Annotated in this window: 24 protein-coding genes and 2 pseudogenes; 10 read left to right on the top strand and 16 right to left on the bottom strand. The window is 58.9% G+C overall.

Features of this window, described 5'->3' with window-relative positions:
• The first annotated feature begins 69 nt into the window (after positions 1–69).
• Together GF1_RS05235 and GF1_RS05230 are read left to right on the top strand one after the other, a co-directional pair.
• Positions 70–1,512 carry an acetyl-CoA carboxylase biotin carboxylase subunit gene (locus tag GF1_RS05235; RefSeq protein WP_267928577.1) on the top strand — a complete coding sequence of 481 codons (1,443 nt, stop codon included), beginning with the start codon at positions 70–72 and terminating at the stop codon, positions 1,510–1,512.
• Positions 1,513–1,753: 241 nt separating this feature from the next.
• The gene (locus tag GF1_RS05230) at positions 1,754–3,661 is read left to right on the top strand and encodes a biotin/lipoyl-containing protein (RefSeq protein ID WP_267928575.1); all 1,908 of its coding nucleotides are present in this window, start codon (positions 1,754–1,756) and stop codon (positions 3,659–3,661) included.
• A 336-nt stretch (positions 3,662–3,997) separates the two neighbouring features.
• Here the strand turns inward: GF1_RS05230 and GF1_RS05225 are convergent, their stop codons facing one another.
• Positions 3,998–4,450 (bottom strand): PPC domain-containing DNA-binding protein, encoded by a 453-nt coding sequence (locus GF1_RS05225; protein ID WP_267928574.1) that lies wholly within the window; start codon positions 4,448–4,450, stop codon positions 3,998–4,000.
• 4 nt (positions 4,451–4,454) lie between these two features.
• A complete protein-coding gene (locus tag GF1_RS05220) occupies positions 4,455–4,991 on the bottom strand; it encodes a DarP family protein (RefSeq protein WP_267928573.1) in 537 nt (178 codons plus the stop codon).
• Positions 4,992–5,150: 159 nt separating this feature from the next.
• On the opposite strand from GF1_RS05220, the gene GF1_RS05215 reads away from it, so the two are divergent.
• A complete protein-coding gene (locus GF1_RS05215; RefSeq protein ID WP_267928572.1) occupies positions 5,151–6,314 on the top strand; it encodes an iron-containing alcohol dehydrogenase in 1,164 nt (387 codons plus the stop codon).
• 128 nt (positions 6,315–6,442) lie between these two features.
• Here the strand turns inward: GF1_RS05215 and coaBC are convergent, their stop codons facing one another.
• From coaBC to GF1_RS05200, 3 genes are all read right to left on the bottom strand, one after another.
• Positions 6,443–7,663, bottom strand: coding sequence for a bifunctional phosphopantothenoylcysteine decarboxylase/phosphopantothenate--cysteine ligase CoaBC (gene coaBC, locus GF1_RS05210; protein ID WP_267928570.1), 1,221 nt, complete (start codon positions 7,661–7,663; stop codon positions 6,443–6,445).
• A 63-nt stretch (positions 7,664–7,726) separates the two neighbouring features.
• The gene (locus tag GF1_RS05205) at positions 7,727–8,224 is read right to left on the bottom strand and encodes a hypothetical protein (RefSeq protein WP_267928569.1); all 498 of its coding nucleotides are present in this window, start codon (positions 8,222–8,224) and stop codon (positions 7,727–7,729) included.
• Positions 8,221–8,757 carry a nitroreductase family protein gene (locus GF1_RS05200; RefSeq protein WP_267928568.1) on the bottom strand — a complete coding sequence of 179 codons (537 nt, stop codon included), beginning with the start codon at positions 8,755–8,757 and terminating at the stop codon, positions 8,221–8,223. Before GF1_RS05200 ends, GF1_RS05205 begins: the two co-directional genes overlap by 4 nt.
• A 138-nt stretch (positions 8,758–8,895) precedes the next feature.
• Here GF1_RS05200 and GF1_RS05195 point away from each other — a divergent pair, with 138 nt between their 5' ends.
• From GF1_RS05195 to GF1_RS05185, 3 genes are all read left to right on the top strand, one after another.
• The gene (locus GF1_RS05195; RefSeq protein ID WP_267928567.1) at positions 8,896–9,729 is read left to right on the top strand and encodes a TatD family hydrolase; all 834 of its coding nucleotides are present in this window, start codon (positions 8,896–8,898) and stop codon (positions 9,727–9,729) included.
• A complete protein-coding gene (locus GF1_RS05190) occupies positions 9,726–10,412 on the top strand; it encodes a YggS family pyridoxal phosphate-dependent enzyme (protein ID WP_267928566.1) in 687 nt (228 codons plus the stop codon). Before GF1_RS05195 ends, GF1_RS05190 begins: the two co-directional genes overlap by 4 nt.
• A 286-nt stretch (positions 10,413–10,698) precedes the next feature.
• Positions 10,699–12,009: a UDP-glucose dehydrogenase family protein gene (locus tag GF1_RS05185; protein ID WP_267928565.1), complete on the top strand. Its 1,311-nt coding sequence runs from the start codon at positions 10,699–10,701 to the stop codon at positions 12,007–12,009.
• A 139-nt stretch (positions 12,010–12,148) separates the two neighbouring features.
• Here the strand turns inward: GF1_RS05185 and GF1_RS05180 are convergent, their stop codons facing one another.
• Entirely contained in the window at positions 12,149–12,394 is a 246-nt protein-coding gene (locus tag GF1_RS05180) for a PxxKW family cysteine-rich protein (protein ID WP_267928564.1), read from the bottom strand.
• A 192-nt stretch (positions 12,395–12,586) separates the two neighbouring features.
• Here GF1_RS05180 and GF1_RS05175 point away from each other — a divergent pair, with 192 nt between their 5' ends.
• From GF1_RS05175 to GF1_RS05160, 4 genes are all read left to right on the top strand, one after another.
• Complete coding sequence (locus tag GF1_RS05175; RefSeq protein WP_267928563.1) at positions 12,587–13,795, top strand: type II secretion system F family protein; 1,209 nt, start codon at positions 12,587–12,589, stop codon at positions 13,793–13,795.
• 63 nt (positions 13,796–13,858) lie between these two features.
• Positions 13,859–15,154, top strand: coding sequence for a phosphopyruvate hydratase (gene eno / locus GF1_RS05170; RefSeq protein ID WP_267928562.1), 1,296 nt, complete (start codon positions 13,859–13,861; stop codon positions 15,152–15,154).
• Positions 15,155–15,238: 84 nt separating this feature from the next.
• Positions 15,239–15,526: an integration host factor subunit alpha gene (locus GF1_RS05165; RefSeq protein ID WP_267928561.1), complete on the top strand. Its 288-nt coding sequence runs from the start codon at positions 15,239–15,241 to the stop codon at positions 15,524–15,526.
• 103 nt (positions 15,527–15,629) lie between these two features.
• Entirely contained in the window at positions 15,630–16,580 is a 951-nt protein-coding gene (locus GF1_RS05160) for a ParB/RepB/Spo0J family partition protein (protein WP_267928560.1), read from the top strand.
• Between the two features lie 257 nt (positions 16,581–16,837).
• Here the strand turns inward: GF1_RS05160 and ribD are convergent, their stop codons facing one another.
• The 10 genes and pseudogenes from ribD to GF1_RS05105 all read right to left on the bottom strand — a co-directional run bounded on the left by ribD (position 16,838) and on the right by GF1_RS05105 (position 25,942).
• Complete coding sequence (ribD, locus tag GF1_RS05155) at positions 16,838–18,004, bottom strand: bifunctional diaminohydroxyphosphoribosylaminopyrimidine deaminase/5-amino-6-(5-phosphoribosylamino)uracil reductase RibD (protein WP_267928559.1); 1,167 nt, start codon at positions 18,002–18,004, stop codon at positions 16,838–16,840.
• Positions 17,940–18,428: a transcriptional regulator NrdR gene (gene nrdR, locus GF1_RS05150; protein ID WP_267928558.1), complete on the bottom strand. Its 489-nt coding sequence runs from the start codon at positions 18,426–18,428 to the stop codon at positions 17,940–17,942. The genes ribD and nrdR overlap by 65 nt, the downstream gene beginning before the upstream one ends.
• A gap of 68 nt (positions 18,429–18,496) precedes the next feature.
• Positions 18,497–19,749, bottom strand: a pseudogene (glyA, locus tag GF1_RS05145) (serine hydroxymethyltransferase).
• A gap of 190 nt (positions 19,750–19,939) precedes the next feature.
• Positions 19,940–20,365, bottom strand: coding sequence for a ribose 5-phosphate isomerase B (rpiB, locus tag GF1_RS05140; protein WP_267928557.1), 426 nt, complete (start codon positions 20,363–20,365; stop codon positions 19,940–19,942).
• A 17-nt stretch (positions 20,366–20,382) separates the two neighbouring features.
• A pseudogene (gene fabF / locus GF1_RS05135) lies at positions 20,383–21,623 on the bottom strand (beta-ketoacyl-ACP synthase II).
• 17 nt (positions 21,624–21,640) lie between these two features.
• Positions 21,641–21,871 (bottom strand): acyl carrier protein, encoded by a 231-nt coding sequence (gene acpP, locus GF1_RS05125; RefSeq protein ID WP_267928554.1) that lies wholly within the window; start codon positions 21,869–21,871, stop codon positions 21,641–21,643.
• A gap of 112 nt (positions 21,872–21,983) precedes the next feature.
• Positions 21,984–22,733, bottom strand: coding sequence for a 3-oxoacyl-ACP reductase FabG (gene fabG / locus GF1_RS05120; protein ID WP_267928553.1), 750 nt, complete (start codon positions 22,731–22,733; stop codon positions 21,984–21,986).
• Positions 22,730–23,923: an electron transfer flavoprotein subunit alpha gene (locus GF1_RS05115; RefSeq protein WP_267928552.1), complete on the bottom strand. Its 1,194-nt coding sequence runs from the start codon at positions 23,921–23,923 to the stop codon at positions 22,730–22,732. Before GF1_RS05115 ends, fabG begins: the two co-directional genes overlap by 4 nt.
• 49 nt (positions 23,924–23,972) lie before the next feature.
• The gene (locus tag GF1_RS05110; protein ID WP_267928551.1) at positions 23,973–24,752 is read right to left on the bottom strand and encodes an electron transfer flavoprotein subunit beta/FixA family protein; all 780 of its coding nucleotides are present in this window, start codon (positions 24,750–24,752) and stop codon (positions 23,973–23,975) included.
• 38 nt (positions 24,753–24,790) lie between these two features.
• Entirely contained in the window at positions 24,791–25,942 is a 1,152-nt protein-coding gene (locus tag GF1_RS05105) for an acyl-CoA dehydrogenase family protein (RefSeq protein WP_267928550.1), read from the bottom strand.
• Position 25,943 lies beyond the last annotated feature (1 nt).

Here is a 25,943-nt window from a genome sequence, read left to right as displayed (position 1 = left end):
ACCGCCCCCGAATCGGGGGTGGACTGTCGCCGGCCGCCCCATCATTGAAAACAACAGACAGGTAGGGCCTTGAAGACAAAAATTCTTGTTGCCAATCGTGGTGAGATCGCTATCCGGACTATCCGGGCCATCCAGGAACTGAACTATGATGCTGTTGCCATCTACGAAACCCCTGACCGTGACTCCCGGCATATCCGTATTGCCAACGAGGCGGTCTGGATCGGTGATGGACCACGCAGCGATTATCTCGACATTGACAAGGTGATCAACGCCGCCATCCGCACCGGTGCTGTTGCCATCCATCCGGGATACGGTTTTCTCGCAGAAAATCCCGATTTCGCCAGGGCCTGCGAGGATGCAGGGATCATCTTCATCGGTCCGCCATCGGATGTGATTGAAAAGCTGGGTAACAAGGTCATGGCCCGCTCCATCATGGCCGAGGCCGGCATCCCCATGGTCCCGGGAACCGATATCCTGCCGCCAGGCGAAGAAGGGTTGCAGGTAGCCCTTGAGTTCGGCCGGAAATACGGCTACCCGATAATGCTTAAGGCCACTGCCGGCGGTGGCGGCCGCGGCATCCGCAGGGTGGAAAACGAGACCGAACTGCGTGAGCAGTACGAAATCGCCCGCTCCGAGGCCAAGGCAGCCTTCAACGACGACTCCGTCTACCTGGAAAAGGTGGTGGTCCAGCCCAAGCACGTGGAGGTCCAGATCATCGCCGACCGCGATGGCAAGACCGTCCACCTGGGTACCCGGGACTGCTCCATCCAGCGCCGGAACCAGAAACTGGTCGAGATCGCCCCGGCTTTCCACCTGACCGACGACCAGGCCGAAGATATCTGCCAGACCGCGGTCAAGGCTGCCAAGGCAGCCAACTACTTCAACGCAGGGACAGTGGAATTTCTGCTTGACCGAGACGGCAAGTTCTACTTCATGGAGATTAACACCCGGCTGCAGGTGGAGCACACGGTCACCGAGATGATCACCGGCATCGACATCGTCCGGACTCAGATAAAGCTGGCCATGGGCAAGAAACTGCTCTTTGACCAGGATGACGTCATGCTCCGCGGCCATGCCATCGAGATGCGCATCAATGCCGAAGACCCGCGCAACGACTTCATGCCCGAGGGCGGCAAGACCGTCACGGTTTACCGTTCTCCCGGTGGCTACGGCGTCCGCCTGGACGGCTTCTGCTACCAGGGATTCACCATCCCTGAAGTGTACGACTCTCTGCTGGTCAAGCTGACCGTCTTTGGCTGGTCGTGGAACGAGACCGTGGACCGGCTCAAGCGATGCCTGACCAACTTTGTCATTGCCGGCCCCAAGACCACGATCCCGTTCTACCTGAACCTGGTCAATGACCCTGACTTTCGGGCCGGAAACTTTGACACCTCTTATCTCGACACCCACCAGCACCTGTTCGAATACGAGGAACAGAAAAGCGAGGTCAACAAGCTTGCCGCACTGATTGCGGAAATCCACCATAAGAAACAGAACACCTTTGCAGCCTGATCCTTCGGGATACAGCTGTAACGATCATGCCATAACCCTGACCCTGTGTAGGTACGGGTGGCATGACACGCTCTGCGAGCCACGCGTTTGACCCGTTTCATGCATACTGCCAGGCAGGCCATGCAGCAGGAATGCGAACTGACCAGACTGACACTGATGCAGGTGACCTTGTGTGCGCCTTGAACCATGAATATCCCGACCTCCTGCAGGTCCGGGAAGAGCCCAGACAGACGATATCGATATGACACGAATTACCAAGCACATGAGCACCACTGACGTGCTCGACGCCCTGCGGAAAGCCGACGGTTACTACATCACCAATACAGCCAGGGACATGTCCCAGTCCGACTACAAGAATCGGATCCTGCTCCACACCGACCTGCTGGCCGCCCCTTCCCGGGAAGCTGCCGGATACTTTTCCCTGGAGATAACAGGTGGCGCTTCGGTGCACGTGGACATTCTCCGCAAGCAGGTGGATCCCTTTCTCAAACTGGAACTGCTGCGGGAAGCCATGCCGGACACCATGTTCCAGACCCTGTGCCGCGGGGTCAACCTGTTCGGCTACCGGCCCTATCCCCAGAACGTGATCCGCTTCACGGTGCGGGAGTTTGCCAAGTACGTCGATGTCTGGCGGACCTTTGACTTCATGAACCACGTGCCCAACATGCAGGCGGTGTTCGAGGAAGTGGCCAAGGCCGGCAAAATCAACGAGCCCTGCATTTGCTTCTCCACCGGCCCCGAGCATACCAATGAATTCTACGTCAAGAAGGTCCGCGAGATCCTGGACGTGACCGGCGAGGACATCATCCTCTGCATCAAGAACCATGGCGGCCTGGGAACTCCGAAACGGATCGGCGAGCTGGTGGATGCGATCAAGCAGGCCTACCCGGAACTGCCCATCCACTACCATGGCCACAACACCGACGGCAACGACATCGGCCGGATCACCGCCGCGGTCCTGGCCGGGGCCACCATTGTCGATGCGTCCGACCATGCCTTTACTGGCTTCTACGGCCCGCCGCCCATCCTCACCGTCATCCAGACCCTGAAGGATTACGGCAAGACCGCCATCGGTATCGACGAGGAGGCAGTCATCGAGACCTCGGACGTAATTCGCGACGAGCGGCAGTACTACGCCCCGTTCGAGGCCCAGATCAAAGGTTTCCTGCCCACTGTCCAGATCCACAAGCTGCCCGGCGGTGCCATGGGTTCCAGTCTGGAACAGGCCTCCAAGGGTGGCTTCCTCGACAAGATGCCCGATATCCTCCACAAGGAGCTGCCCAGGGTCCAGATCGAGCTTGGCAACTGGTGGTCAGTGACCCCGGGTTCGCAGATCCTCTGGACCACAGCGGTCTCCAATGTTCTGGAGGGCGAACGGTACGGCAATGTCTCGGGTGACCTGAAAAACCTGCTCCTTGGCAAATACGGTCCCTTTCCCTTCTACCGGCCCGACGACTGGATCTATGAAAAAGCTTTTGGCCCGGACTGGAAAAAGATCCTGGAAGAGGAAGGCGGGATCGACGAGATCGAGGATATGGATATCGAGCAGGAACGCAAGACCCTGGCCGAGCGCATCGGCAAGGAGCCCACGGAACAGCAGCTGGTCACCTACCTGCAGCATCCCAACGATGCGGTTGATTTCTTCAACTTCGAGGAAAATTTCGGCAAGGCCTATGTCCTGCCGCCGTCCATTTTCTTCCGTGAAGGTGGTTTCCAGCTGGGCGAGACCCTGGTCTTCAGGGACCATAACGGCCAGGAGCACATCGTCGAGATCGGACCGGAACAGCAAACCGAGAGCGGCGAGACCAACATCTATCTCAACGTGGACCACCACCAGCGGGTGTTCATCTTTGAGCCGGAAAAGCAGGGTAACACCGAAAGCACTCCCAAGATCAGCAAGGATGAGATCGTAGCCCTGGCCAAGATGGGTGATATCCGGGCCTCGTTTGCCGGCAACGTCTGCGGGGTCAATGTTGAGGAAGGCCAGGAGGTCAAACCGGGAGACCAGGTTGTGGTGCTCGAGGCCATGAAGATGCAGACCCCCATTGTCAGCGAAGTGGCTGGCAAGGTCGTGGCCGTATCCGTCAAGGTGGGCCAGGCCGTCCAGCCCGGCGACAAGCTGGTCAAGATCGAGGTCGAGGAAGAGTAAACCTTCTCTTTTTGCTGAGACTTTTCAGGCGTGGACACCCGGTGTCCACGCCTTTTTTGTTTGTGATTACCACTGAAATTCAGCCACCGATGGATGAAGGTGTCGGCCTCACTTGTTTCACGGGTGTCTGTGGCCTGGATGGCCACAGTCAAGCCCCCAGGGACGGGTTTATGGCGTCCCGTGAAACAAGTGAGGCCGACACCGGTTTCAATGCCAAAGATTGATAGTAATCAGATTTTTGTTTGTCCCGGCGACACGACCTGTCCGGGACATGTCACTGGGCGATTCCAGTTGCCCCGCACATCTGAGAACCGGTCACGGGCAGGAACGGTGATGTCAGTCCCGGTCGCCCCGACCAAATTCGGGTCGGTGAAACCCGCCTCCGTCAAAAAACGGCCGACTGATATCCATGTCCAGCAGTTCGTAGACCACAGCCTCCACAACCAGGTAGACCTCGGCCCTTTCCCGGATACAGCCGGTGATGGTTTCGTCCCGGTGCCCCAGGGCGCCGTGCAGATGGACCAGCGGGTCACCCCTGTCCCGGAAAACAGACCCCACCCCGAGCAGTTCCCGGACATTGTCCAGCCGGCGCCACACCGGATTTGGCGGCATGACCGGCTCTTCGGGCCCGACCACCACGTCGACCCGGCGCTGGCCGCCGAAAAGCTCGAACCAGGCGCAATGGATCTCCTCTTTCAGGACCAGACCTCGCAACCCCTCCAGCAAATCGTCCCCATGATCAAACCGGACATAAAAGACCCGGCCCATACGTCCTGTTCTGTATTCCACGCTACTACCCTTTTTTGAACTGGAGCTGTTCGTGGGCAGCCCGGAGGAGCCGGAAAACTTCCCGGCTGTGCCTGCGATTCCTGGTCAGGGCAAACTGGTAGCCCAGCCGGGCAAGGGCCCTGGTGTCGATCCCGGGCAGCTGGGCCTCGATATCCCGGATGGCCTGGCTGTCCCAGTGCTCTTCCCACTGCACCTGTTGCTCCCGGTGCAACCGGTACTGCTCCACGGCCTCGCTCAGCAGGGTGTCGCGCATGTATTCCAGTTCATGGAAGGCCCGGTCCTCACGGAGCTTGGAGCCGCGACGCCGGGACATGAAATCGTAGAGCGGTTCCACCGGTGTGGAACGAAGCAGCTTGGTGATGTACTTGAGCTGCCGCTTCCTGGCCCCGCCTTTCAGGGCGACCGCCTCCAGGAGGAGATCCCGCACCTCCGTATCACAGGGAAGATCCCGGATCACGCCCGGTGGCTGCTGGACCAGCTCATGGACAAATTTTTCCAGCTGTTTGATTCGCCGCTTCTGTTCCGACCTACTCAGTTCCATAATCTTTTTTTCCTGTCCCTTTCCGTTCCCAAGTCCACCGATTGGTGATATATAACGCCGTACGGGTTCAATATAACCATGGATCCTCCGTCCGGTCCATACTGCCGGCCCGGTGACCATGGAACAACCAGTACGATACTCATTTTTTCAGGAGATACCATGCAACCGTTTACCATCACCCAGCCGACCCAGATCCATTTCGGTACCGGCATAATAAAGCGTCTGCCCGAGGTCGCCGCCGGTTTCGGCGGCACCAATGCCTTGGTGGTCCTTGATCCCGGCCTGATTCAGGCCGGACTGGACTCGAACATCACCCGGGCCCTGGAGGCAGGTAACATGACCTATACCATATACTCGGAAATCGACCCCGAACCGGGCCTGCGCCTGGCGGACAGGGGCACCGAGATTGCCAGGGAGCATAACTGCGACTGCGTCATCGGCGTGGGTGGCGGCTCGGCCATGGACGTGGCCAAGGCCATTGCCATCCTGCTGACCAATGGCGGCCGGGCCGTGGATTACCTGGGCCTGGGTAAGATAGAAAAACCAGGGGTTCCTAAAATCATGGTCCCGACTTCAGCCGGTACCGGAGCCGAGGTCACCTTCACCGCCGTCTTTATCAATGAAGAAACCGGTTCCAAGGGCGGCATGAACGGTGATCCCCTCTATCCCGAGGCCGCGGTTCTTGATCCGGAACTGACCCTGAGCCTGCCGCCCCACGTGACCGCGGCCACCGGCATCGACGCCCTGACCCATGCCCTGGAGGCCTACACCTCGGTCCAGGCCCATCCGGTGTCTGAAATGTACTCGCTCCAGGCCATCGAGCTGATTGCCACCAACCTGCGCACCGCCTATGCCGACGGTCGGAACATCGAGGCCCGCTCCAACATGCTGCTGGCCAGCCTGCTGGGTGGCAAGGCCCTGGCCATGGCCGGCGTCGGACTGGTCCATGCCATGGCCTATCCGCTCGGCGGCATGTTCGGCATCCCCCATGGTCTTGCCAATGCGGTGCTGCTGCCCTATGTGACCGAGTTCAACCTGATCGGCAACCTGGAAAAGCATGCCCTGCTGGCTGAAATGCTCGGTGGCGACACCAACAACATGTCACTTCGCGACGCGGCCCACGTCCTGGTGGAAGAAATGCACCAGCTCAACTCGGACCTGGCCATTCCGGCCAGCCTGTCAGACCTGGGCATCCCCGACGACCGAATCGAAGAGATGGCCAAAATCGCCCTGACCGTGGCCCGACCGGTGGAAAACAATCCCCGCCAGCCCACCCTGGAAAACGTGATGATGATCTACGAGTACGCCATGGATGGCATGTAACATGCCTGGTAACCACCAGCTGGCCCTTTGCTCTGAAAAGCGAAAATCCGTACCACCCCTGCAACAGAGGGGAAACTGGCACGGATTTTCCTTTTTTCACCGTTGAGCGGCGGTACCCCGCCATGCCCTCAGGGGAGCAGTTCCCGGATCCGGTCAAGGATTCGGACAGCTGTCTCCTCCTTGGAGAGCAGCGGCAGGGTCTCCTGCCCTTGCCAATCGATCAGAAGCACCTGGTTGGTATCCACGTCAAACCCGGTCTTCTCGCCCAGGATATCATTGACACAGATGAGGTCCAGATTCTTGGTCGCCAGCTTGCGCCGCCCCTCGGCCTCGTGGTCGTGGCTTTCGGCGGCAAAGCCCACCAGCACCTGTTCCGGTCGGCGCTCCCGGCCGAGTTCCTTGAGAATATCTGGATTTTCGCTCAGGGCAATGGTGTCCGGCGCCCTGGACTTCTTGATCTTGCGATCCGCACAGCCAACTGGCCTGAAGTCGGCCACCGCCGCCGCCATGATGATGATGTCGGCCTGGTCCCTGTGTTCCCGCACCGCCGCGCGCATGTCCCGGGCGGTCATCACCGGAACCACCTCCACGCCGGGGGGCGGATCAAGCGAGACCGGGCCGGAGACAAGGGTTACCCGAGCGCCGCGGCGGCGGGCGACCCTGGCCAGGGCATAGCCCATCCTGCCACTGGAGCGATTGCTGAGATAACGGGCCGGATCCAGGGGTTCCCGGGTGGGCCCGGCCGTCACCAGCACATGACGCCCCTGCAGATCCTGGGAGGAAAGAGTGGCCAGCAGTATCTCCCGTACCTGGTCCCAGCCGGGCAGCCGGCCGGGTCCTTCTTCGCCGCAGGCCAGCATCCCCGACTCCGGTGCCACCACCCGGTACCCGTAGCGGCGCAGTTGCTCGAGATTCTCCCTGGTGGCGGGATGAGTGAACATGGCACTGTTCATGGCCGGACAGACCACCACCGGAATTTTGGCAGCCAGCACCGCGGTCGACAGCAGATCGTCGGCCATTCCGTGGGCCAGCCGGGAGATGGTGTGGGCTGTGGCCGGGGCGACGAGGAGCAGGTCATGTTCCCGCGACAGATCGATATGGGCCATGGCCTGCCCGGGATCCTCATCGAACATGTCGGTATAGACCCGGCTGCCGGAAAGGGCCGCCATGGTGAGCGGGGTGATGAAACGGGCGGCGGCCGCGGTCATGACCACGGTGACCCGGGCCTCTTCCCGTACCAGGTCGCGGATCCACTGGGCCGTTTTGTACAGGGCAATGGAACCGGTCACGCCCAGAAGAATGCGGCGGCCGGCAAGAGAAGACAACACGGGGTACGGGGCACTCGGCATGGGGTCACCCTTCACCGGCGGTCCCGGGGAGAGGGGTGCCGGTCGAGCAGAAAAAAGGAAAAATCAGTTCCGCAGAACTTCGGCAAAGGGACTCGGGCTGGCGGCTGCCGTCTTGTCAATGGTCACATAGAGGGCGAGGTGGGTTTTCCCCATGGTGCTGTCCTCGATGACCATCATGCAGGTCTTGTTGGGCTTGATGAAGGCCAGGAGGATGTTTTCCGAGGTGGCCTCACCCACCAGTTTCCACTTGTTGTCCTGCATGGCCTTGATCATGAAGTCCTTGAGGGAGATGACCTCCACCTTGCCGACGTAATGCCATATGCCGCCGCGGAAGGATTCGGTCTTGATGGTCATGCTCTTTTTCCGGTCCCATTCCATCTCGGTTGGCAGGACGATATCGCTGATATCATCGGCAAACCCGGAAACCGGCGGCAATGCGCTGTCCCCGGGTTCCACCGCTGATGAGCCACCGTACTGAAAGGTGGTGCAGCCGGTCTGCAGCAGGAGCACCAGCAAAACACTACAAAGCAATAGCGCGACACGTCTTGTTCCCTTGGTCATTGGGTACCTCCGATCTCTTTGAGTATGAAATCCTCGAGCGGTTTCCGCCGGGACTGCTGGTTTCTGTGGCTGGGATAGCCAAGGGCGATAACGGCCATCAGGTCGTACCGGTCATCCAATTCCAGGACCTGATTGACCTGGTCCTTGTTCTTGAGGATCTGACCCAGCCATACAGCCCCGAGACCCAGTTCCTCGGCCGCGAGCAGCATGTTCTGGATGCAGGCGCCGGCAGCCTGATGATCCTTGACCGGATCATACATGGCTTCTGTGTCAAGGTACACGGCGATCAGGGCCGGAGCAGCCTTGACGATGTGTGCGTAATGGGTGAGAGCGGCAAGACGGTGGCGCACATCCTCATCACAGACCAGAACAAAACGCCAGGGCTGGTTGTTGAGTCCGGAAGGGGCCCAGATACCGGCGGTGACAATCCGGCGCAGCAAATCCATGACCACTGGTTGATCAGTGAACTCCCGGATAGAGCGGCGGCGGTAAATGGCTTCCTGCACAGGGTTTTCCATGTTTGTACCATCCATATGTCACGACTCCGGCTGGTGAAATTCTAACTTCTTGATGAGTCTTTCCTTGCTCAACAGTAGCATCATGTTGTAAAAAATAAAGAAATTATTGTCAACATTCATTACCCGGTCAGCGATATCCCAAAAACTCCGCCCATGCAGAAATCCCAGCAACCGCCCGAACTTGATCAGGATGAAGAGACCTACCTCATTGACTCCCACTGCCACCTGGACATGGCGCCCTACAGCGACGACCTGGACCAGGTTCTTGACCAGGCCCTGCAGGCCGGCGTCCGCCAGATAATCACCATAGGCATCGACTATGAGAGTTCGGCCGCGGCCGTGGCTCTGGCAAAACGGTATGACTCCCTGTTCGCCACCGTGGGTCTCCATCCCCATGGGGCGGCCACGGCCAGCCCCGAAGGGTATCACCGCATGGAAGAGCTGGCCGGGGACGACCGGGTCGTGGGTTACGGTGAAATCGGCCTCGACTACGCCAGGAACTATGCCCCCCGGGATGTCCAGCTTCGCGAGTTCCGCTATCAGCTGGACATGGCCAAAAACCTGCGATTGCCGGTGATCATCCATGACCGGGATGCCCACGATGATACCATGCACTTGTTGCGCCAGGCCGCACCCTTCCCTGCCGGCGGGGTTATGCATTGTTTTTCCGGCGACCTGGCCCTGGCCCGCCAGGTTATGGAACTTGGCTTTTACATCTCCATCCCGGGCATCGTCACTTTCAAGAACGCCCGTGCCCTGCAGGAAGTGGCCGCCCGGGCCGATCTGAAACGGATCATCCTGGAAACCGACGGCCCCTTTCTCGCCCCCATGCCCTTTCGCGGCAAGCGCAACCAGCCTGGTTGGCTTGTATACACGGCCATGCAGGTGGCCAGACTGCGGGACACCAGTCTGGAGGAGATCGCCAGGCAGACCAGCGCCAACACCAGGAACCTTTTTAACCTGCCGCTGCCGGGAGGGGAAACATGATTTGCGACAACCTGAAAACCATATACAGGCAGATTGAAGAGGCTGCTGTCCGCGCCGGCCGGGACCCACAGTCCGTGCGCCTGGTAGCGGTTTCCAAGCGCCAGGGACTGGAGCGGATACTTGAAGCCCTGGACTGTGGCCAGGAGCTCTTTGGTGAAAATTACCTGCAGGAGGCCAGGGAGAAGATAGAACAGCTGGGCGACAGGGGCCGTTTCCACTTCATCGGCCACCTCCAGAGCAACAAGGCCAGGCAGGCGGCCGAGCTCTTTACCATGGTGGAAACCGTGGACCGGCTGAAAATCGCCCGCGCCCTGGACCGACATGCCAAAGCCTTGGGCCGCAGCCTGGACATCCTGCTCCAGGTCAACGTGGGCCGGGAACCACAGAAGGCCGGCGTACTGCCCGAAAACCTCGAAGAGTTGGCCAGGGATGTCGCCACCCTGCCGTCTCTGCGGTTGCGCGGCCTGATGACCATGCCGCCCTACACCACTGATCCCGAGGAAAGCAGACCTTTTTTCAGGTCTCTATGCCAGCTTGCCCGGGAACTCAGGGACAAGGATCTCTTTGCCGACAACAGCCGGGTGGAGCTCTCCATGGGTATGTCCCGGGATTTTCCCGTGGCCATCGAAGAAGGCGCCACCCTGGTCCGGGTGGGAACGGCGATCTTCGGGCCCCGACCCTGACCAGGCTCCGGCATCGTCTAATGCCCGGGAACACTTTCCCCATCCCAAAAGGGTGCCTTGAAAAATTAGGATGTTCGTTCACGATCAAGGAACAGTAAAATTAGCCGGACAGCTTGACTGTTCAGCGAAAAGCGCAGCATATTAAGCATATGTGAGCATTTTTCATTTCGAAGTCTTCGCTTATCTGCTGGGACGCAGAGATCGGACGAGGTAAGCGAGCCTGCGAGACTCCGAAATACAATTTTTCAAGGTGGCCTTAAGCTAACCAGAAGAAAAGGAAGAGAACATGAACATCACCATGATCGGAACCGGATATGTCGGTCTTGTCACCGGAACCTGTTTTGCCGAGTTCGGCCACAATGTCACCTGCGTGGACAAGATCGAGGAAAAGATCGCCAGTCTCAAGAATGGCCAGATCCCGATCTACGAACCAGGTCTCGACACACTAGTAGCTAAAAACGTCGGCGAGGGAAGACTCCACTTCACCACCGATCTTGCCGAGGCCGTGCCGGAGGCCGAGGCCATCTTCATTGCCGTTGGCACCCCCTCCTCCCGGCGGGGTGACGGCTATGCCGATCTGACCTATATCTATTCGGCGGCCCGAGAACTGGCCGCCCACCTGCAGGGATACACGGTGATCGTTGACAAATCCACGGTCCCGGTGGGGACGGCCCGTCAGGTCAGCCGCATCATCGGTGAAGAAAACCCCGTGGCCTCCTTTGACGTGGCCTCCAATCCGGAATTTCTCCGGGAGGGGGCGGCGATCAACGACTTCATGCGCCCGGACCGGGTGGTCATCGGGGTGGAGAACCGAAAGGCCGAGCAGGTGCTGCGGGACATCTACAAACCCCTCTACCTCCGGGAGACCCCCATTGTCTGTACGGACATAGAAACCGCGGAGTTGACCAAGTATGCGGCCAACGCCTTTCTGGCGATCAAGATCAGCTTCATCAACGAGATGGCCACGGTCTGCGAGGCAGTGGGGGCCGACGTGGCAGCGCTGGCCAAGGGTATCGGCATGGACGGACGGATCGGCAACAAATTCCTCCATCCCGGCCCTGGCTACGGCGGGTCGTGCTTTCCCAAGGACACCCTGGCCCTGATGCGTATTGCCCAGGAATGCGGTGAAAGCGTGCGGATCGTCGAGGCAGCGGTGGAGGTCAACGCCGCCCAGAAGGCCCGGATGGTCAAAAAGATCAGGGACATGCTCGGCGGCTCCGAGGCCGGCAAGACCCTGGCGGTCCTGGGACTGACATTCAAGCCTGAGACCGATGACATGCGCGAGGCCCCGGCTGCGACCATCCTCCCGGCTCTGCTGGAAAAAGGAGCGCGGATAAAAGCCCATGACCCCAAGGGAATCGAGGAGGCGAAGAAATATCTACCACCAGAGATCGAGTACGTGGCCAATGCCTACGAGGCCTGCGAGGATGCGGACGGAGTAGTCCTGATGACCGAGTGGAACCAGTACCGGGCCCTGGATCTGGAAAGGATACGTGAGCTGTTGCGTTCCCCGGTATTCATCGACCTGAGAAACGTCTACGAGCCGGAACAGATGCACAGCCTGGGATTCCGGTATACGGGGGTGGGAAGAAAATAATGATACAAAAATAATCCCGCGGAACCGGGAAAAAGACAGGGTCCCTGCCGGTTCTCCAGCAGGGACCCTTGGCGGATACTGATCTACTCCGAACTTCCCGGTGGAAGGATGGAGGAGATAAAGCAGTACAGAGACTGTCTTACCGGCGTCGGGATGCGCGCTTGGACGCCTTGAGCGGATTGATCCGAACCTTGACCACCTTAATCTCCGGTTTGGCGTGGGTGGCGAAATTGCAGATCCCCAGCCGCCACTTGGCCTCCGGCTTGATATAGACCCTGCAGTATTTTGTGTCGTTTTCCTCAACAACACGCTCACAACCTTCACATTTATCAATGACCGGCTGAAACGGTCCCTCGCTATATCTTATTGCCTCACTGGCCTGCATATCGCCAACCTCCTGAAAAAATATTACCTTTTTCTTGAATCAGAAAAATTTCTTCCATACAATATCATATACTGTGGAATTTGCCCACCGGAATGAAGGAACATTCTATAAAGCTATTTCCCTCTTCTGTCAACAAAATATATCGGTTTTCGCCGCACAGAACTCCCGGGCGGAAACTTTCTGGAGCAGTTTATGCCTGTCTACGTCTGGAAGGGAAAGAACAGTTACGGTGAGAAACGAAAGGGCGAAATAGAGGCCCCGGACGAAGCCACCGCGCGGGCCCAGCTCAAGCGGTTGCGGATCCAGAACCTCAAGATCAAGGAAAAACCAAAGGATATCTTTGAAAATATCCCCCTGTTCCAGCCCAAGGTCACCGGCAAGGACGTGGTCATCTTCACCAGGCAGCTCTCCACCATGATCGATGCCGGTCTGCCCCTGGTCCAGTGTCTGCAGATCCTGGCCAGGCAGCAGAGCAACCCGACCTTTCGCAAGGTACTGGCCGGCATCCAGCAGGACGTCGAGACAGGAACCACCCTGGCCGACGCCATGCGCAAACACCCCAAGGTGTTTGACAACCTGTACACCAACATGATCGAGGCCGGTGAACTCGGCGGTATCCTCGACACCATCCTGTCCCGGCTGGCCTCGTTCAAGGAAAAATCCATGGCCCTGCAGAAGAAGATCAAGGGTGCCATGACCTACCCCGCCATCTGTCTGGGCATCTCCATCATCATCCTCATCGTCATCCTGGTCTTTGTGGTGCCGGTTTTTGAAAAGATGTTCCAGGACTTCGGCTCCGCCCTCCCGGCGCCGACCCAGATGGTGGTCAACCTGAGTAATTTTGCCAAGGGTAATATCCATTACCTGATCATAGGCATGATCGCAGTTTCCTTTATTGTCAAAAAAATCTATGCCACGGAAAAAGGCCGCCTGAAGATCGATGCAATGGCTCTCCGCGCCCCGATTATCGGCCCGCTCATCCGTAAAACCGCGGTGGCCAAATTTACCCGGACGCTGTCCACCATGCTCCAGAGCGGCGTTCCCATCCTCGATGCCCTGCAGGTGGTGGCCAGAACCGCTGGCAACAAAGTCGTGGAACGGGCCGTATTTCGGACCATTGATGCCATCGCCGAGGGACGACCAATTGCAGAACCACTTGAAGAAACTGGCGTTTTTCCCAATATGGTGGTACAAATGATCAATGTCGGCGAATCTGTTGGCGCCCTGGACGCCATGCTGGAAAAAATAGCGGTTTTCTACGACGAAGAAGTGGACCAGGCCGTGGAAAATCTGACAGCCATGATTGAACCGTTTATGATGGTCTTTCTTGGCGGTATGATCGGCGGTCTGGTCATAGCCATGTACCTGCCCATCTTCAAGATGGCCAGTGTGGTTGGATAAAACAAAAAACAGGACCGCAACACCTCAATTCACATCCCGGCCAGGCCGGATCAGGAGAACATCATGGGCGAAATTATTGACATCCTTGCCAGAGAAATACTGGATTCCCGCGGCAACCCCACCGTTGAGGTGGAGGTTTATCTGGATACCGGCGCCATGGGCCGGGCCGCTGTGCCATCCGGAGCCTCCACCGGCAAGAGAGAGGCCCTGGAGCTTCGGGACCTGCGCAAAAAACGGTACAACGGCAAAGGAGTACGCCAGGCGGTGGAGAATGTCAACGAGATCATTGCTCCCAAGCTGCTGGGCTTCGAATCCTCGATGCAGATCCTCATTGACCAGACTATGCTCGATCTGGACAACACCGCCAACAAGAAAAAGCTGGGCGCCAACGCAATTCTGGGGGTATCCATGGCGGTGGCCAGGGCCACGGCTATGGAGCTGGACCTGCCCCTGTACAGCTATCTGGGCGGCGTCAACGCCAAGGTGCTGCCGGTTCCGATGATGAATATCCTAAACGGTGGTGCCCATGCCGATAACAATGTGGATATCCAGGAATTCATGATCTTGCCGGCCGGGGCCCCCACCTTTGCCGAGGCCCTGCGCATGGGTACGGAAACCTTCCACGCCCTCAAGGCTGTCCTGAAAAAACGCGGTCTGCAGACTGCGGTGGGCGATGAAGGCGGATTTGCCCCCAACCTGCGCTCCAACGAGGAGGCCATGGAGGCCATTCTGGAAGGGATCACCCTGGCCGGATACAAACCGGGCCGGGATATTTTCATCGGTATCGATGCCGCTGCCAGCGAATTCTATTCCGCCAAAGACAAAAAATACATCCTCAGTGCGGAGAAAAAACCCAAAAAGACCACCGAAGACATGATCGAGTTCTACCGCTCCTGGGTAAAACAGTATCCGCTCATCTCCATCGAGGACGGGCTGGACGAAGCGGACTGGAAAGGCTGGAAGAAGCTGACCGAGGCCCTGGGGGACAGGATCCAGCTGGTGGGTGATGACATCTTCGTGACCAACACCGCCATTTTACAGAAGGGCATCCGGAAAAAAATCGCCAACTCCATCCTCATCAAACTCAACCAGATAGGCTCGGTCACTGAAACCATCGATGCGGTGGAGATGGCCCACCGGGCCGGCTATACCTCGGTTATCTCCCATCGCTCCGGTGAGACCGAGGATACCACCATTGCCGACCTGGCCGTGGCGCTCAACACGGGGCAGATCAAGACCGGTGCCCCATCACGCACCGACCGGGTGGCAAAGTACAATCAGCTGCTGCGAATCGAGGAAGAGCTGGGCGTGGCGGCACGTTACGCCGGCACCACCGCCTTTTCCTTCCTCGCCGCCTGAAGTTACGGACAACGGCGATTGCAGCTCTACCAGGCACGGAACAGGACACCATCAGACAAAAGCGACATCCTGGAGGCTTAAACGATGACTCTGACCAAAGCAGATCTTGTCCAGCAGGTATACAAAAATCATCCGACCCTGACCAAGGCCCAGGCCACGGCATCCGTGGAAACCTTCCTTGCCATATCCAAGAACGCTCTGATCAACGGTGAGGATCTTCTGCTGAGCGGATTTGGCAAGTTCAACGTCAAAGACAAGAAAGCCCGGCGCGGCAGAAATCCACAGACCGGTGATGAGTTGACCCTGGAAGCAAGACGGGTGGTGACTTTCAAACCCTCGGGCATTCTCCGGGCCAAGATCAACAACCAGTAGAGCCTGACCGGTTCCTGAATACAGGGCGGGCACCAGTCATGGTGCCCGCCTTTCTTTTGTCGGCCCACACATCTTTGAAAAGTACCGGTAGAAAGTGACCATCATGCATGCCTGGCCCCAACTGAGACACATCGCCCTGGCGACCATTGATCCCGACGATCTGCACTACAACCTCAATCTACCCGACTTCAGAGATCCGGACAGGGAGCTGTGCCTGGATATTGCCCGGTTCGGACTGCTTCAGCCTCCGCTGCTCCAGGAAAAGGAAGCGGGAGGGTACCGTATTGTTTCGGGGCGGAAACGGATCCTGGCCCTGCTACAGACCGGGCCGGCTCCGAAGAATCTTTACGGGTTTGTCCTTTCTCCCGCCCTGGAACCGCTGCAGATATTTGCCACCCTCCTGCGCCACGCCCTGATCGGCAGTTCGCTGTCCCTGGTCGAACAGGCGATCTTCTTCCACAAACTCCTGGACCAGATGGCGCCGGAGGAGGCCGTCACCCTGCTACCTCTCCTGGGCCTTAAGCCCAGGCCCCATGTCCTCGATGAACTCCTCCAGTGCCTGGCCCTGGAGGAACCGATCCAGGCCGCCCTCCACAGTAATCTGGTCAACCCGAGGATCGTCAGACAGCTCCTCCAGCTCTCCCCGGAGGAACGGATGGCGCTGGTTTCACTCATCACCGAACTCAGGCTCGGGGGATCCAAGCAGCAGCGGGTTGTCACCCTGGCCGTGGACCTGGCCAGAAGAAACGGGGTACCAGTTGGTGACATACTGTCCCGCTGGCCACGGCCGGGAGAGGAGGCCAACATTCCGCAGCTGGCCTCTTCCCTGCTCGACTGGCTCCACAACCAGGCCCATCCCCGCCTGGTGGAGGCCCAGCGTGAGTTCAAATCCTTCTGCCAGCGTCTTGACCTGCCGCCCCACGTGGAGGTCCAGCACACCACATCCTTTGAAGATGAAACCACCTGGCTGCGGTTTGCCTTTACTACCAGGCAGGGAGCGGAAACCTTCTGGAAGAAAATCGGAAAAATAATGGCTGAAGACCAGGCAGGGTGAGAACCGGACGCAGGCTTTGAGGAAAGACAGGGCGAAAGAGTAGTTTTTTTGTTTTTTCTGATTACCACTGAAATTCAGCCTTCGATGGATGAAGGTGTCGGGGCTTGCTTGTTGCACGGGTGTCTGTGGCCTGGATGGCCACAGTCAAGCCCCCAGGGACGGGTTTATGGCGTCCCGTGAAACAAGCGAGGCCCGACACCGGTTTCAATGCCAAAGATTGGTGGTAATCACATAGTTTTTTGTTTTTTTGCAGATGATCAAACGGTGGTGAGCAGCCCCTGGATCAGCACATCCTCCCCGACCCTTTCCACTGTCATGTCACGCAGACGCAGAGGTTCACCGGTGGCGGGAAAACTGTAGCCCTGCAGGAGCGGGGTTCCCTGGTCGCCGATGAAAAAGGGCGCCATGAAAAGATAGACCTGGTCCACCAGGGAGTGGCCCAGAAACGAGCCGTGGATCCGGCTGCCGCCTTCCACCAGTACCGAGGTGATATCACTGCGACCCAGAACCTTGAGGACCTCCTCCGGTACCAGGCGGCCCTCACCATCGCTGGCCACCCGGTGGACAACCGCCCCTGCCTCGGCGAGCCGCTGTTCTTTTTCCGCCGGGGCCTCGGCGCGACAGAAAATCCAGGTCTGAGCCGGGGAGTCGAGGTTGAAAAGATGAGCCTCCGGGGAGAGTGACAGGTTGGAATCCAGAATCACCCGGAGGGGATCCCGCCCCTTGGCCCCCTCCAGCCGGGTGGTCAGGGAGGGATTATCGATCCGGGCGGTGGCGGCGCCGATCAAAATGGCATCGAACCGGTCGCGCAGCCGGTGGACAGAGTGACCGGCCTCGGGCCCGGTGATACGTCCACCCCCGCCGGGAAGATAGCTTATCCGCCCATCCAGGCTCATGGCTGCCTTCATGACCACCCAGGGCAGACCGGTAGTCACGTGCTTGATAAAGGGATAGTTGATCTCCCGGCAGCGCTTCTCCAGGATACCGGTAGTCACCTCAAGCCCCCGGGAGGCCAGAAAAGCAGCCCCGCCACCGGCAAGGCCATGGGGATCGAGCATGCCGATCACCACCCGGCGGATTCCCGCCTCGAGAATGGCCCGGCTGCAGGGCGGAGTGCGTCCGGTGTGGTTACACGGCTCCAGGGTAACATAGATGGTGGCCCCGCGGCTCCGCTCGCCGGCATCTGTCAGGGCATGCACCTCGGCGTGGGGTGTGCCGGCTTTGCGGTGATAACCACGGCCGACCACTTCGCCATCGCGCACCACCACGGCCCCGACACAGGGATTGGGAGACGTTCTGCCCAGCCCCGGACCGCCTCGGCCAGGGCCATCTGCATGAAGATTTCGTCTTCCTGTATACTCACTTGCCAGCAGACACCTCTCCGTCACCGGTGGTTCGATCGCCGAGAAAATGTTTGAGCTCATCCATGAATTCGTTCACGTCCTTGAACTGACGGTAAACCGAGGCAAAGCGGACATAGGCCACTTCGTCCAGTTCCGGCAGGGCCTCCATGACCCATTCGCCGATGGTGGTGGTGGGGATCTCCTTGCCGCCCACATCCTGGAGCTTGCCTTCGATGGCATCCACGAACCGGTCGATATCCGCCATACTCACCGGCCTCTTTTCACAGGCCTTCTCCAGACCGGTAACGATCTTTCCCCGGTCCCAGGGCTCGCGGCGCCCGTCTTTTTTCACCAGCATGGGCAGCATGACCTCGATACGTTCATAGGTGGTGAAACGCTGCTTGCAGGCGGCACAGGCCCGGCGGCGCCGGGTGATGGTCTTATCCTTGTTCAGTCGCGAATCGATAACCCGGTTATCAAGATGACCGCAGTATGGACATTTCATGGGTATTGCACCTGAGTAGCTTACCGTTCCTGCCGCTCCCGATCCGGATCAGCGTAATGGAGGACAGCCTACACTTCAACCCGGTCAATCTCGGGATAGAGGGGCAGCTGATCGCAGAGTGCCCGGACCTCCTGGCGGATCCTGGCCAGCTCAGCCACATCACGAGAGGTGATGACCCGGTTGATCCAGTCAGCAATCCGTACCATCTCCTTTTCCTTCAGCCCCCGGGTGGTCACGGCCGGCGTCCCGATACGGATGCCACCGGTGACGAAACGGGACTGGGTGTCAAAGGGAATGGCGTTCTTGTTGACGGTCAGTCCGGCATCCTCAAGCAGTTCCTCCGCTTCCTTGCCGGTGATATTCTTGTTCTGCAGATCCACCAGCAGGAGGTGGTTATCCGTGCCCCCGGAAACGATGCGGAATCCATGCTCCTTCAGCCGGTCGGCCAGGACCCTGGCATTGACCACCACCTGCTGCTGGTATTCCCTGAAGGACTGATGCATGGCCTCCTTGAAGGCCACGGCCTTGGCAGCGATCACGTGGACCAGGGGACCGCCCTGGATACCGGGAAAAATCTTGCTGTCCAGACTCTTGGCATATTTCTCCCGGGCCAGGATGAGTCCGCCGCGCGGCCCGCGCAGGGTTTTGTGAGTGGTGGAGGTGACAAAGTCGGCATAGGGAACCGGTGAAGGGTGGACCCCTGCGGCGACCAGGCCGGCGATGTGCGCCATATCCACCATGAAGAGGGCCCGATCTGATCGGCGATCCGCCGAAAGCCCTCGAAATCGATCACCCTGGGATAGGCCGAGGCCCCGGCGACGATCATTTTGGGCCGGTTTTCAAAGGCGATACGCTCCACCTCTTCCATATTGATGGTCTCGGTTTCCCGGTCAACCCCGTAGGAAATGAAGTTGAACAGCTGGCCGGAAAAACTGACCGAGGCCCCGTGGGTGAGATGGCCGCCATGGGCCAGGTCCATGCCCAGGACCTTATCCCCGGGCTTCAGAGTGGCAAAGTAGACCGCCATGTTGGCCTGGCTGCCGGAATGGGGCTGGACATTGGCGTATTCCGCGTCAAAGATCTCCTTTGCCCGACGGACCGCGATGGATTCCACCTCGTCGGCATAATCGCAGCCTCCATAGTAACGCCGGTTGGGGTAGCCCTCGGCGTACTTGTTGGTGAAAATCGATCCCTGGGCCTCAAGCACAGCCTGGGAGACAATATTTTCCGAGGCAATCAGTTCCAGCTGATTGGTCTGGCGTTCCAGCTCATACTGGATAAATCGGTATACATCAGGATCAACGTGTTCCAGGTCTGCCATGATATCTTTCCTTATCCTGCTTGGACAGGACTGGTCTTCTTCTCCGCTGCCAGTCCGTGTCTCCCCTTAAGCCCGATCCACGCTCACCTGAGCCGCAGATCGATCATCTGTTCCTTAAAAGCAAAAGACCGGCAGTCGAGTCTCCAGGGCTGCCGGTCATACATTCACTGTCTTGCGTCTCTGGCCGCTGTCATGAAAGCATGTCTAGCCGCCGCTGGTGCCGTCCGCCGGCGAATTCGGTCTGGACCCATGTGGTCACGATCTCAAGGGCTATCTCGACCCCCAGTACCCTTCCGCCCAGGCAGAGGACATTGGCGTTGTTGTGTTCCCGGCTCATCCTGGCGGTATAGGACTCGTGACAGAGCGCCGCCCTGATATCCCGGTGTCTGTTGGCGGCAATAGACATACCGATGCCGGTACCGCAGATCAGGATGCCGCGTTCACATTCGCCACTGCGAACCTTGGCACACACGGCGTCGGCAAATTCCGGATAATCCACCGATTCCCTGGAATAACAGCCCACGTCCACCACGTCCTGACCGAGCTTTTCCAACCGGTCGATGATGAGCTGTTTGAAATCAAATCCGCCGTGATCACTGCCGATCGCTATTTTCACCGTTTCCTCCCCCTCTCTCAACCGTCAAAGCGTTTCATGACAATGACAGCATTGGTACCACCAAAACCAAAGGAATTGGACATGGCGGCCCGGATTTTCATCTCTCTGGCTGAACCGGGAACATAATCGAGATCACAGGCCGGATCGGGATGTTCCAGGTTGGCCGTGGGTGGTACCAGACCGTGCGCGACGGACAGGGCGGTGAAGACAGACTCGATGCCCCCGGCACCACCGAGCATATGGCCGGTCATGGACTTGGTGGAGCTGATGGCCAGCTGCCGGGCATGGTCGCCAAACACGGTCTTGATGGCAGCGGTCTCACACCGGTCATTGAGCGGCGTGGAGGTGCCGTGGGCATTGATGTAGTCCACATCCTCGGGATTGAGCCCGGCATCGCGCAGGGCCATGGCCATGCACCGGGCAGCCCCCTCACCATCCTCTGGAGGAGCGGCGATGTGGTAGGCATCGCTGGTCTGGCCGTACCCGGCCATTTCAGCATAGATGGTCGCGCCCCGGGCCAGGGCATGCTCCAGTTCCTCAAGGACGAGCATTCCGGCACCCTCGGCAATAATAAAACCGTCCCGGTCGCGATCAAAGGGGCGGGATGCATGCTCCGGGTCGTCGTTGCGGGTGGACAGGGCCTTCATGGAGGAAAAACCACCCACGGCCAGCGGACAGATAACCGATTCAGCCCCGCCGGTAATGGCCATGTCGCAGTCACCATAGACAATATGCCTGAAGGCCTCGCCCACCGCGTGGGTTCCGGCGGCACAGGCGGTGGAAAGGGCCATGTTGGGCCCCTTGGCGCCAAACCGCATGGAGATGTGACCGGACGGCATATTGGGAATCACCCTGGGGATGAAAAACGGTGTTATCCGGCGCGGTCCGCGTTTGAGATAGACACTGTGATACTGCTCGATGGTGGGCAGTCCCCCATGCCACACCCGGTGATGACCCCGAAACGCTCGGCCTCGTTTTCCTCCACAGACAGGCCGGCGTCCTCCATGGCCATGTCGGCGGCAGCCACGGCATACTGGACAAACAGATCCAGATTCTTGACCTGTTTCTTTTCAAACCACCGATCCGGGGTAAAATCCTTGACCTCGGCGGCAATCTGCGAAGCCTGGTCCGAGGCATCGAATCGGGTGATGGGTCCCACTCCGCTCCGGCCCTCGAGAAGCCCCTGCCATGTCCTGTCCGTACCGGTACCAAGCGGGGTAACCAGTCCCACCCCGGTGACAACAACCCGTCTTTTCACCTTATACGTCCCGCGTCCTACTTCAGTTTATTGACATAATCGATGGCATCCTGAACCGTGGCGATCTTTTCCGCCTCTTCGTCGGGAATTTCCACGTCGAATTCTTCTTCCATGGCCATGATCAGCTCAACCAGATCCAGGGAATCGGCTCCGAGGTCATCGACAAAGGAGGCACCGGGTACGACCTTATCCCGGTCTACACTGAGCTGCTCAACGATGATATCGATCATTTTGTCTTCAACTGCCATTGCTTTTTCTCCTGAAATATTTTTTAGATGGTATGTTCAAGTATCCGGGGTCGATGGCTTCGACACCCGGCACCTTGGCTACAGCATGAGTCCCGCGCACAGGACCCATGAATCAATTTCCCATGTACATCCCGCCGTTGACGTGCAGCGTCTGTCCGGTCATGTAGGCGGCATCCTCTCCGGCCAGAAAGGCAACAGCCGCAGCCACATCCTCAGGCGTACCCAGGGTCCCCAGGGGAATCTGGGCCTTGATGGCCTGCTGGATATCCTCGCCCAGACCGCTGGTCATGTCGGTGACAATATAGCCGGGCGCCACACAGTTGACCGTGACGCTGCGGGGAGCCAGTTCCCGGGCCATGGATTTTGTCAGGCCGACGAGCCCGGCCTTGGCCGAGGCATAGTTGACCTGGCCGGCATTGCCCAGGAAACCGATGACCGAGGAGATATTGATGATCCGGCCCCAGCGGTTCTTCATCATCGCGCGCATGGCGGCCTTGGAACAGAGAAAGGCGCCCTTGAGGTTGGTGTCCAGGACCTTGTCCCAGTCGTCTTCCTTCATTCTGGCCATGAGCCCATCCCGGGTGATGCCGGCATTGTTGACCAGAATTTCCACCACCCCATGCTCTGCCCCGATCTGCTTGAAGCTTTCCTGAACACCACTGGCATCCGCAACGTCGAACTGGCAGAGAAAACCACTGCCGCCAAGATCCTTGATGGTGGCCAGAGTCTCTTCCGCCGCTTCCCGGTTACCCACGTAATTGATACCGACCACAACGCCCATGGCGGCAAGCCGCAGGCAGACAGCCCGGCCGATACCGCGGCTGCCCCCGGTTACCAGTGCTGTTTTTCCCTGAATCGTCACTGTCCCTTTGTCTCCCTGAGTTTTTCAGTCAGCAGCGGGACGATCTCGAAGAGATCTCCCACCAGGCCGTAGGTGGCGAAATCGAAAATCGGTGCCTTCTCATCCCGGTTGATGGCCACGATGGTATCAGCGGACTGCATGCCAACGGCATGCTGGATGGCGCCGGAAATACCGCAGGCGATGTAGAGTTTCGGACACACGGTCTTGCCGGTCTGGCCCACCTGATGCGGATAGCTTATCCAGCCGGCATCCACTGCCGCCCGCGAGGCAGCCACGCCGCCGCCCAGCTCCTCGGCCAGGGCCTGGATCAGCTCAAAACCTTTTTCATTCTCCAGGCCACGACCGCCGGCTACCAGGATTTCAAATTCCTGGATATTGACATTTTCCCCTTCCTCCTGGACGCATTCCAGGACCTCGACCCGGGACTGCAGCAGTTCCTCCGGCACCTCAACCTCCACCACCTCCCCGGTCCTGGTCGGATCCACAGGAGCTGGCGCCATGACCTTGGGACGGACAGTGGCCATCTGCGGCCGGGAATGGGGGCATTCAATGGTGGCCATGATATTGCCACCAAAAGCCGGCCGTGTCTGAAGGAGCATACCATCTTCCTCGCGAATGGCCAACTGGGTACAGTCCGCGGTCAGGCCTGCGCCCAGGGCCGTGGCCACCTGGGGAATCACCGAGCGGCCGATGGCCGTGGCCCCGGCAAGTACCACTTCCGGTTTACGGGCCCGAATCAGGTCCTCGAGGACGCGGCCGTACACATCTTCACGATAGTCGGCCAGGGCCGGATGATCCACCACATAGACGGTATCCGCGCCGGCGGCGATCAGCTGATTCGCGTGCTCAAGCACCTGGTCACCAAAAAGAACCGCACTCAGGGGCACGCCCCGCTGATCGGCCAGCTGCCGGCCGATGCCAAGCAGTTCATAGGCCACCGGCGCGATCTGCCCATGCCGGTACTCGGCAAAGACCCAGATCCCCGACCACTGGTCCAGATCCGTGTCTCCCTTTCTGACGCCGCCCTCGATATGCAGGGCTTCCACCTCGCAGTTGTCGACGCAGCTGCCGCAGAGGGTACAGGTATCACCCACCACCGCGATGGAGTCTTCAACGGTTATGGCGCCAAAGGCGCAGGTCTCTTCACAGACGCCGCAACCTATACATTTTTCCGTATCTACAATAAGCATAATAGGTAATCAGGAAATCAAAAGTCAGAAATCAAACCAGGCGCCCCAGTTACAGCACCGAGCGCAGGACTGCAACCAGTTGTTCCACCTGTTCTTCTGGAGTACCGCTGAACACAGTCCGGTCGCCCCGCGGCTCGGGAGAGAAGACCCTGACCACCTGGGTCGGTGAACCGGCCAGGCCGATACACCCTTCCTCAGCCCCTATATCAGCTGCCGACAGCACCCTTATCCGGGCCTTTTTCGCCTTCATCTTGCCCTTGAGCGACGGAACCCGGGGCTCGTTGATATCCTTGACCACGGTGAGCAGGGCAGGCAGCGGCAGCCGGACCACATCGTAGCCGTCGTCCATCATCCGCTCCACCACGATGCTGCCATCATCTACACTCCGGGTCTTCTGCACACAGGTAACATAGGGAACCTGCAGCCGGCTGGCCAGTCCGGGCCCGACCTGGGCCGTATCCCCGTCAATGGCCTGCTTGCCGCAGAGAATCAGATCGAAGTTGCCCAAGGTCTCGATGGCCCTGGCCAGGGTGTAGGAGGTGGCCCAGGTATCGGCTCCGGCAAAGGCCCGGTCCGAGACCAGGACAGCGTGATCGGCTCCGCAGGAGATGGCCTCCCGCAGGACTTCCTCGGCCTGGGGCGGGCCCATGGACAGCACCGTGACCTCGCCGCCGTGGCGTTCCTTGAGACTGACCGCCTCTTCCAGCGCATGCCGGTCAAAGGGGTTCATAATGGACGAGACACCTTCCCGGGCCAGGGTGTTGGTCTCCGGATCGAGGCGGACATCTTTGGCATCGGGAACCTGTTTGATGCAGACAAGAATATTCATGGATCTTTTTTATGTTGGTTCAGGATGGATAGATGATCTCAGGAAGCATATTCCTTATTGAGCTCCTGGCCGACAACATTGCGCTGAATCTGATTGGTTCCCTCGTAGATCTGCAGAATCTTGGCATCACGCATCATCTTTTCAACCGGATACTCCTTCATGTAGCCGTATCCGCCCAGGACCTGTACGGCATCGGTGGTCACCTTCATGGCCATATCGGTGGCAAAGACCTTGCACATGGAGGAAGCCTTGCTCATCTTCTTCGGATTGGAATCAATGTGCCTGGCCGCGGCATAGACGAGAGCCCGGGCAGCCTCGACCTGGATAGCCATGTCAGCCAGCATGTGCGAAATGGCCTGGAAGCTGATGATCGGCTTGCCGAACTGAACCCGCTGCTTGGCATAGGTCACCGCCTCATCCAGGGCAGCCTGCCCAAGACCCACACCCAGGGAAGCTATACCGGGCCGGGAGATGTCCAGAGTTTTCATAACCGTTATGAAACCGGTGCCCTGGCGGCCCACCAGCCGATCCTTGGGGATTCGGCAGTCCTTGAGGATGAGTTCCCTGGTGGCCGAAGCCCGGATGCCCATTTTGTCTTCCTTCTTGCCATACGAAAACCCTGGATCTCCATCCTCGACCAGAAAGATAGAGGCACCGCGGGCGCCTTTCCTGGGATCGGTCAGGGCAACGATGGTATAGAGGTGGGCCTCGCCACCATTGGTGATCCACTGCTTGGTGCCGTTGAGCACCCACTCGTCCCCATCCAGCACGGCGGTGGTCTGAACCCCGCCCGCATCGCTGCCGGCATTGGCCTCGGTCAGACCAAAAGCGGCCCAACGGGTTCCGGCGGCCACGTCGGGCAGATATTTCTTTTTCATTTCCTCACTGCCAGCGATGAGCACCGGGAAAATACCCAGGGCACTGGCAGCATAACTGGTCGCCACGCCGACACAGCCCCTGGCCAGCTCTTCCAGGGCCAGGACAATTTCGAAACAGCCGCCACCAAAGCCGCCATACTCTTCGGGAATAAAGATACTGAACAGATCGGCCTTGGCCATGTCCTCGAGAATGGAGGTCGGAAACTCGTTTTTCTCGTCGAGCTCCGCCCGGACGGGAATGATCTTCTCGCTGGCGATTTCCCGGGCCGTATCCCGGATCATCTGCTGTTCTTCGGTCAGAAAATAATCCACA

Source organism: Desulfolithobacter dissulfuricans (assembly GCF_025998535.1).
GTDB classification, from domain to species: Bacteria; Desulfobacterota; Desulfobulbia; order Desulfobulbales; family Desulfobulbaceae; genus Desulfolithobacter; species Desulfolithobacter dissulfuricans.
Note: the sequence above shows the minus strand (reverse complement) of the source record. Positions and strands in the feature narration are given on the sequence as shown.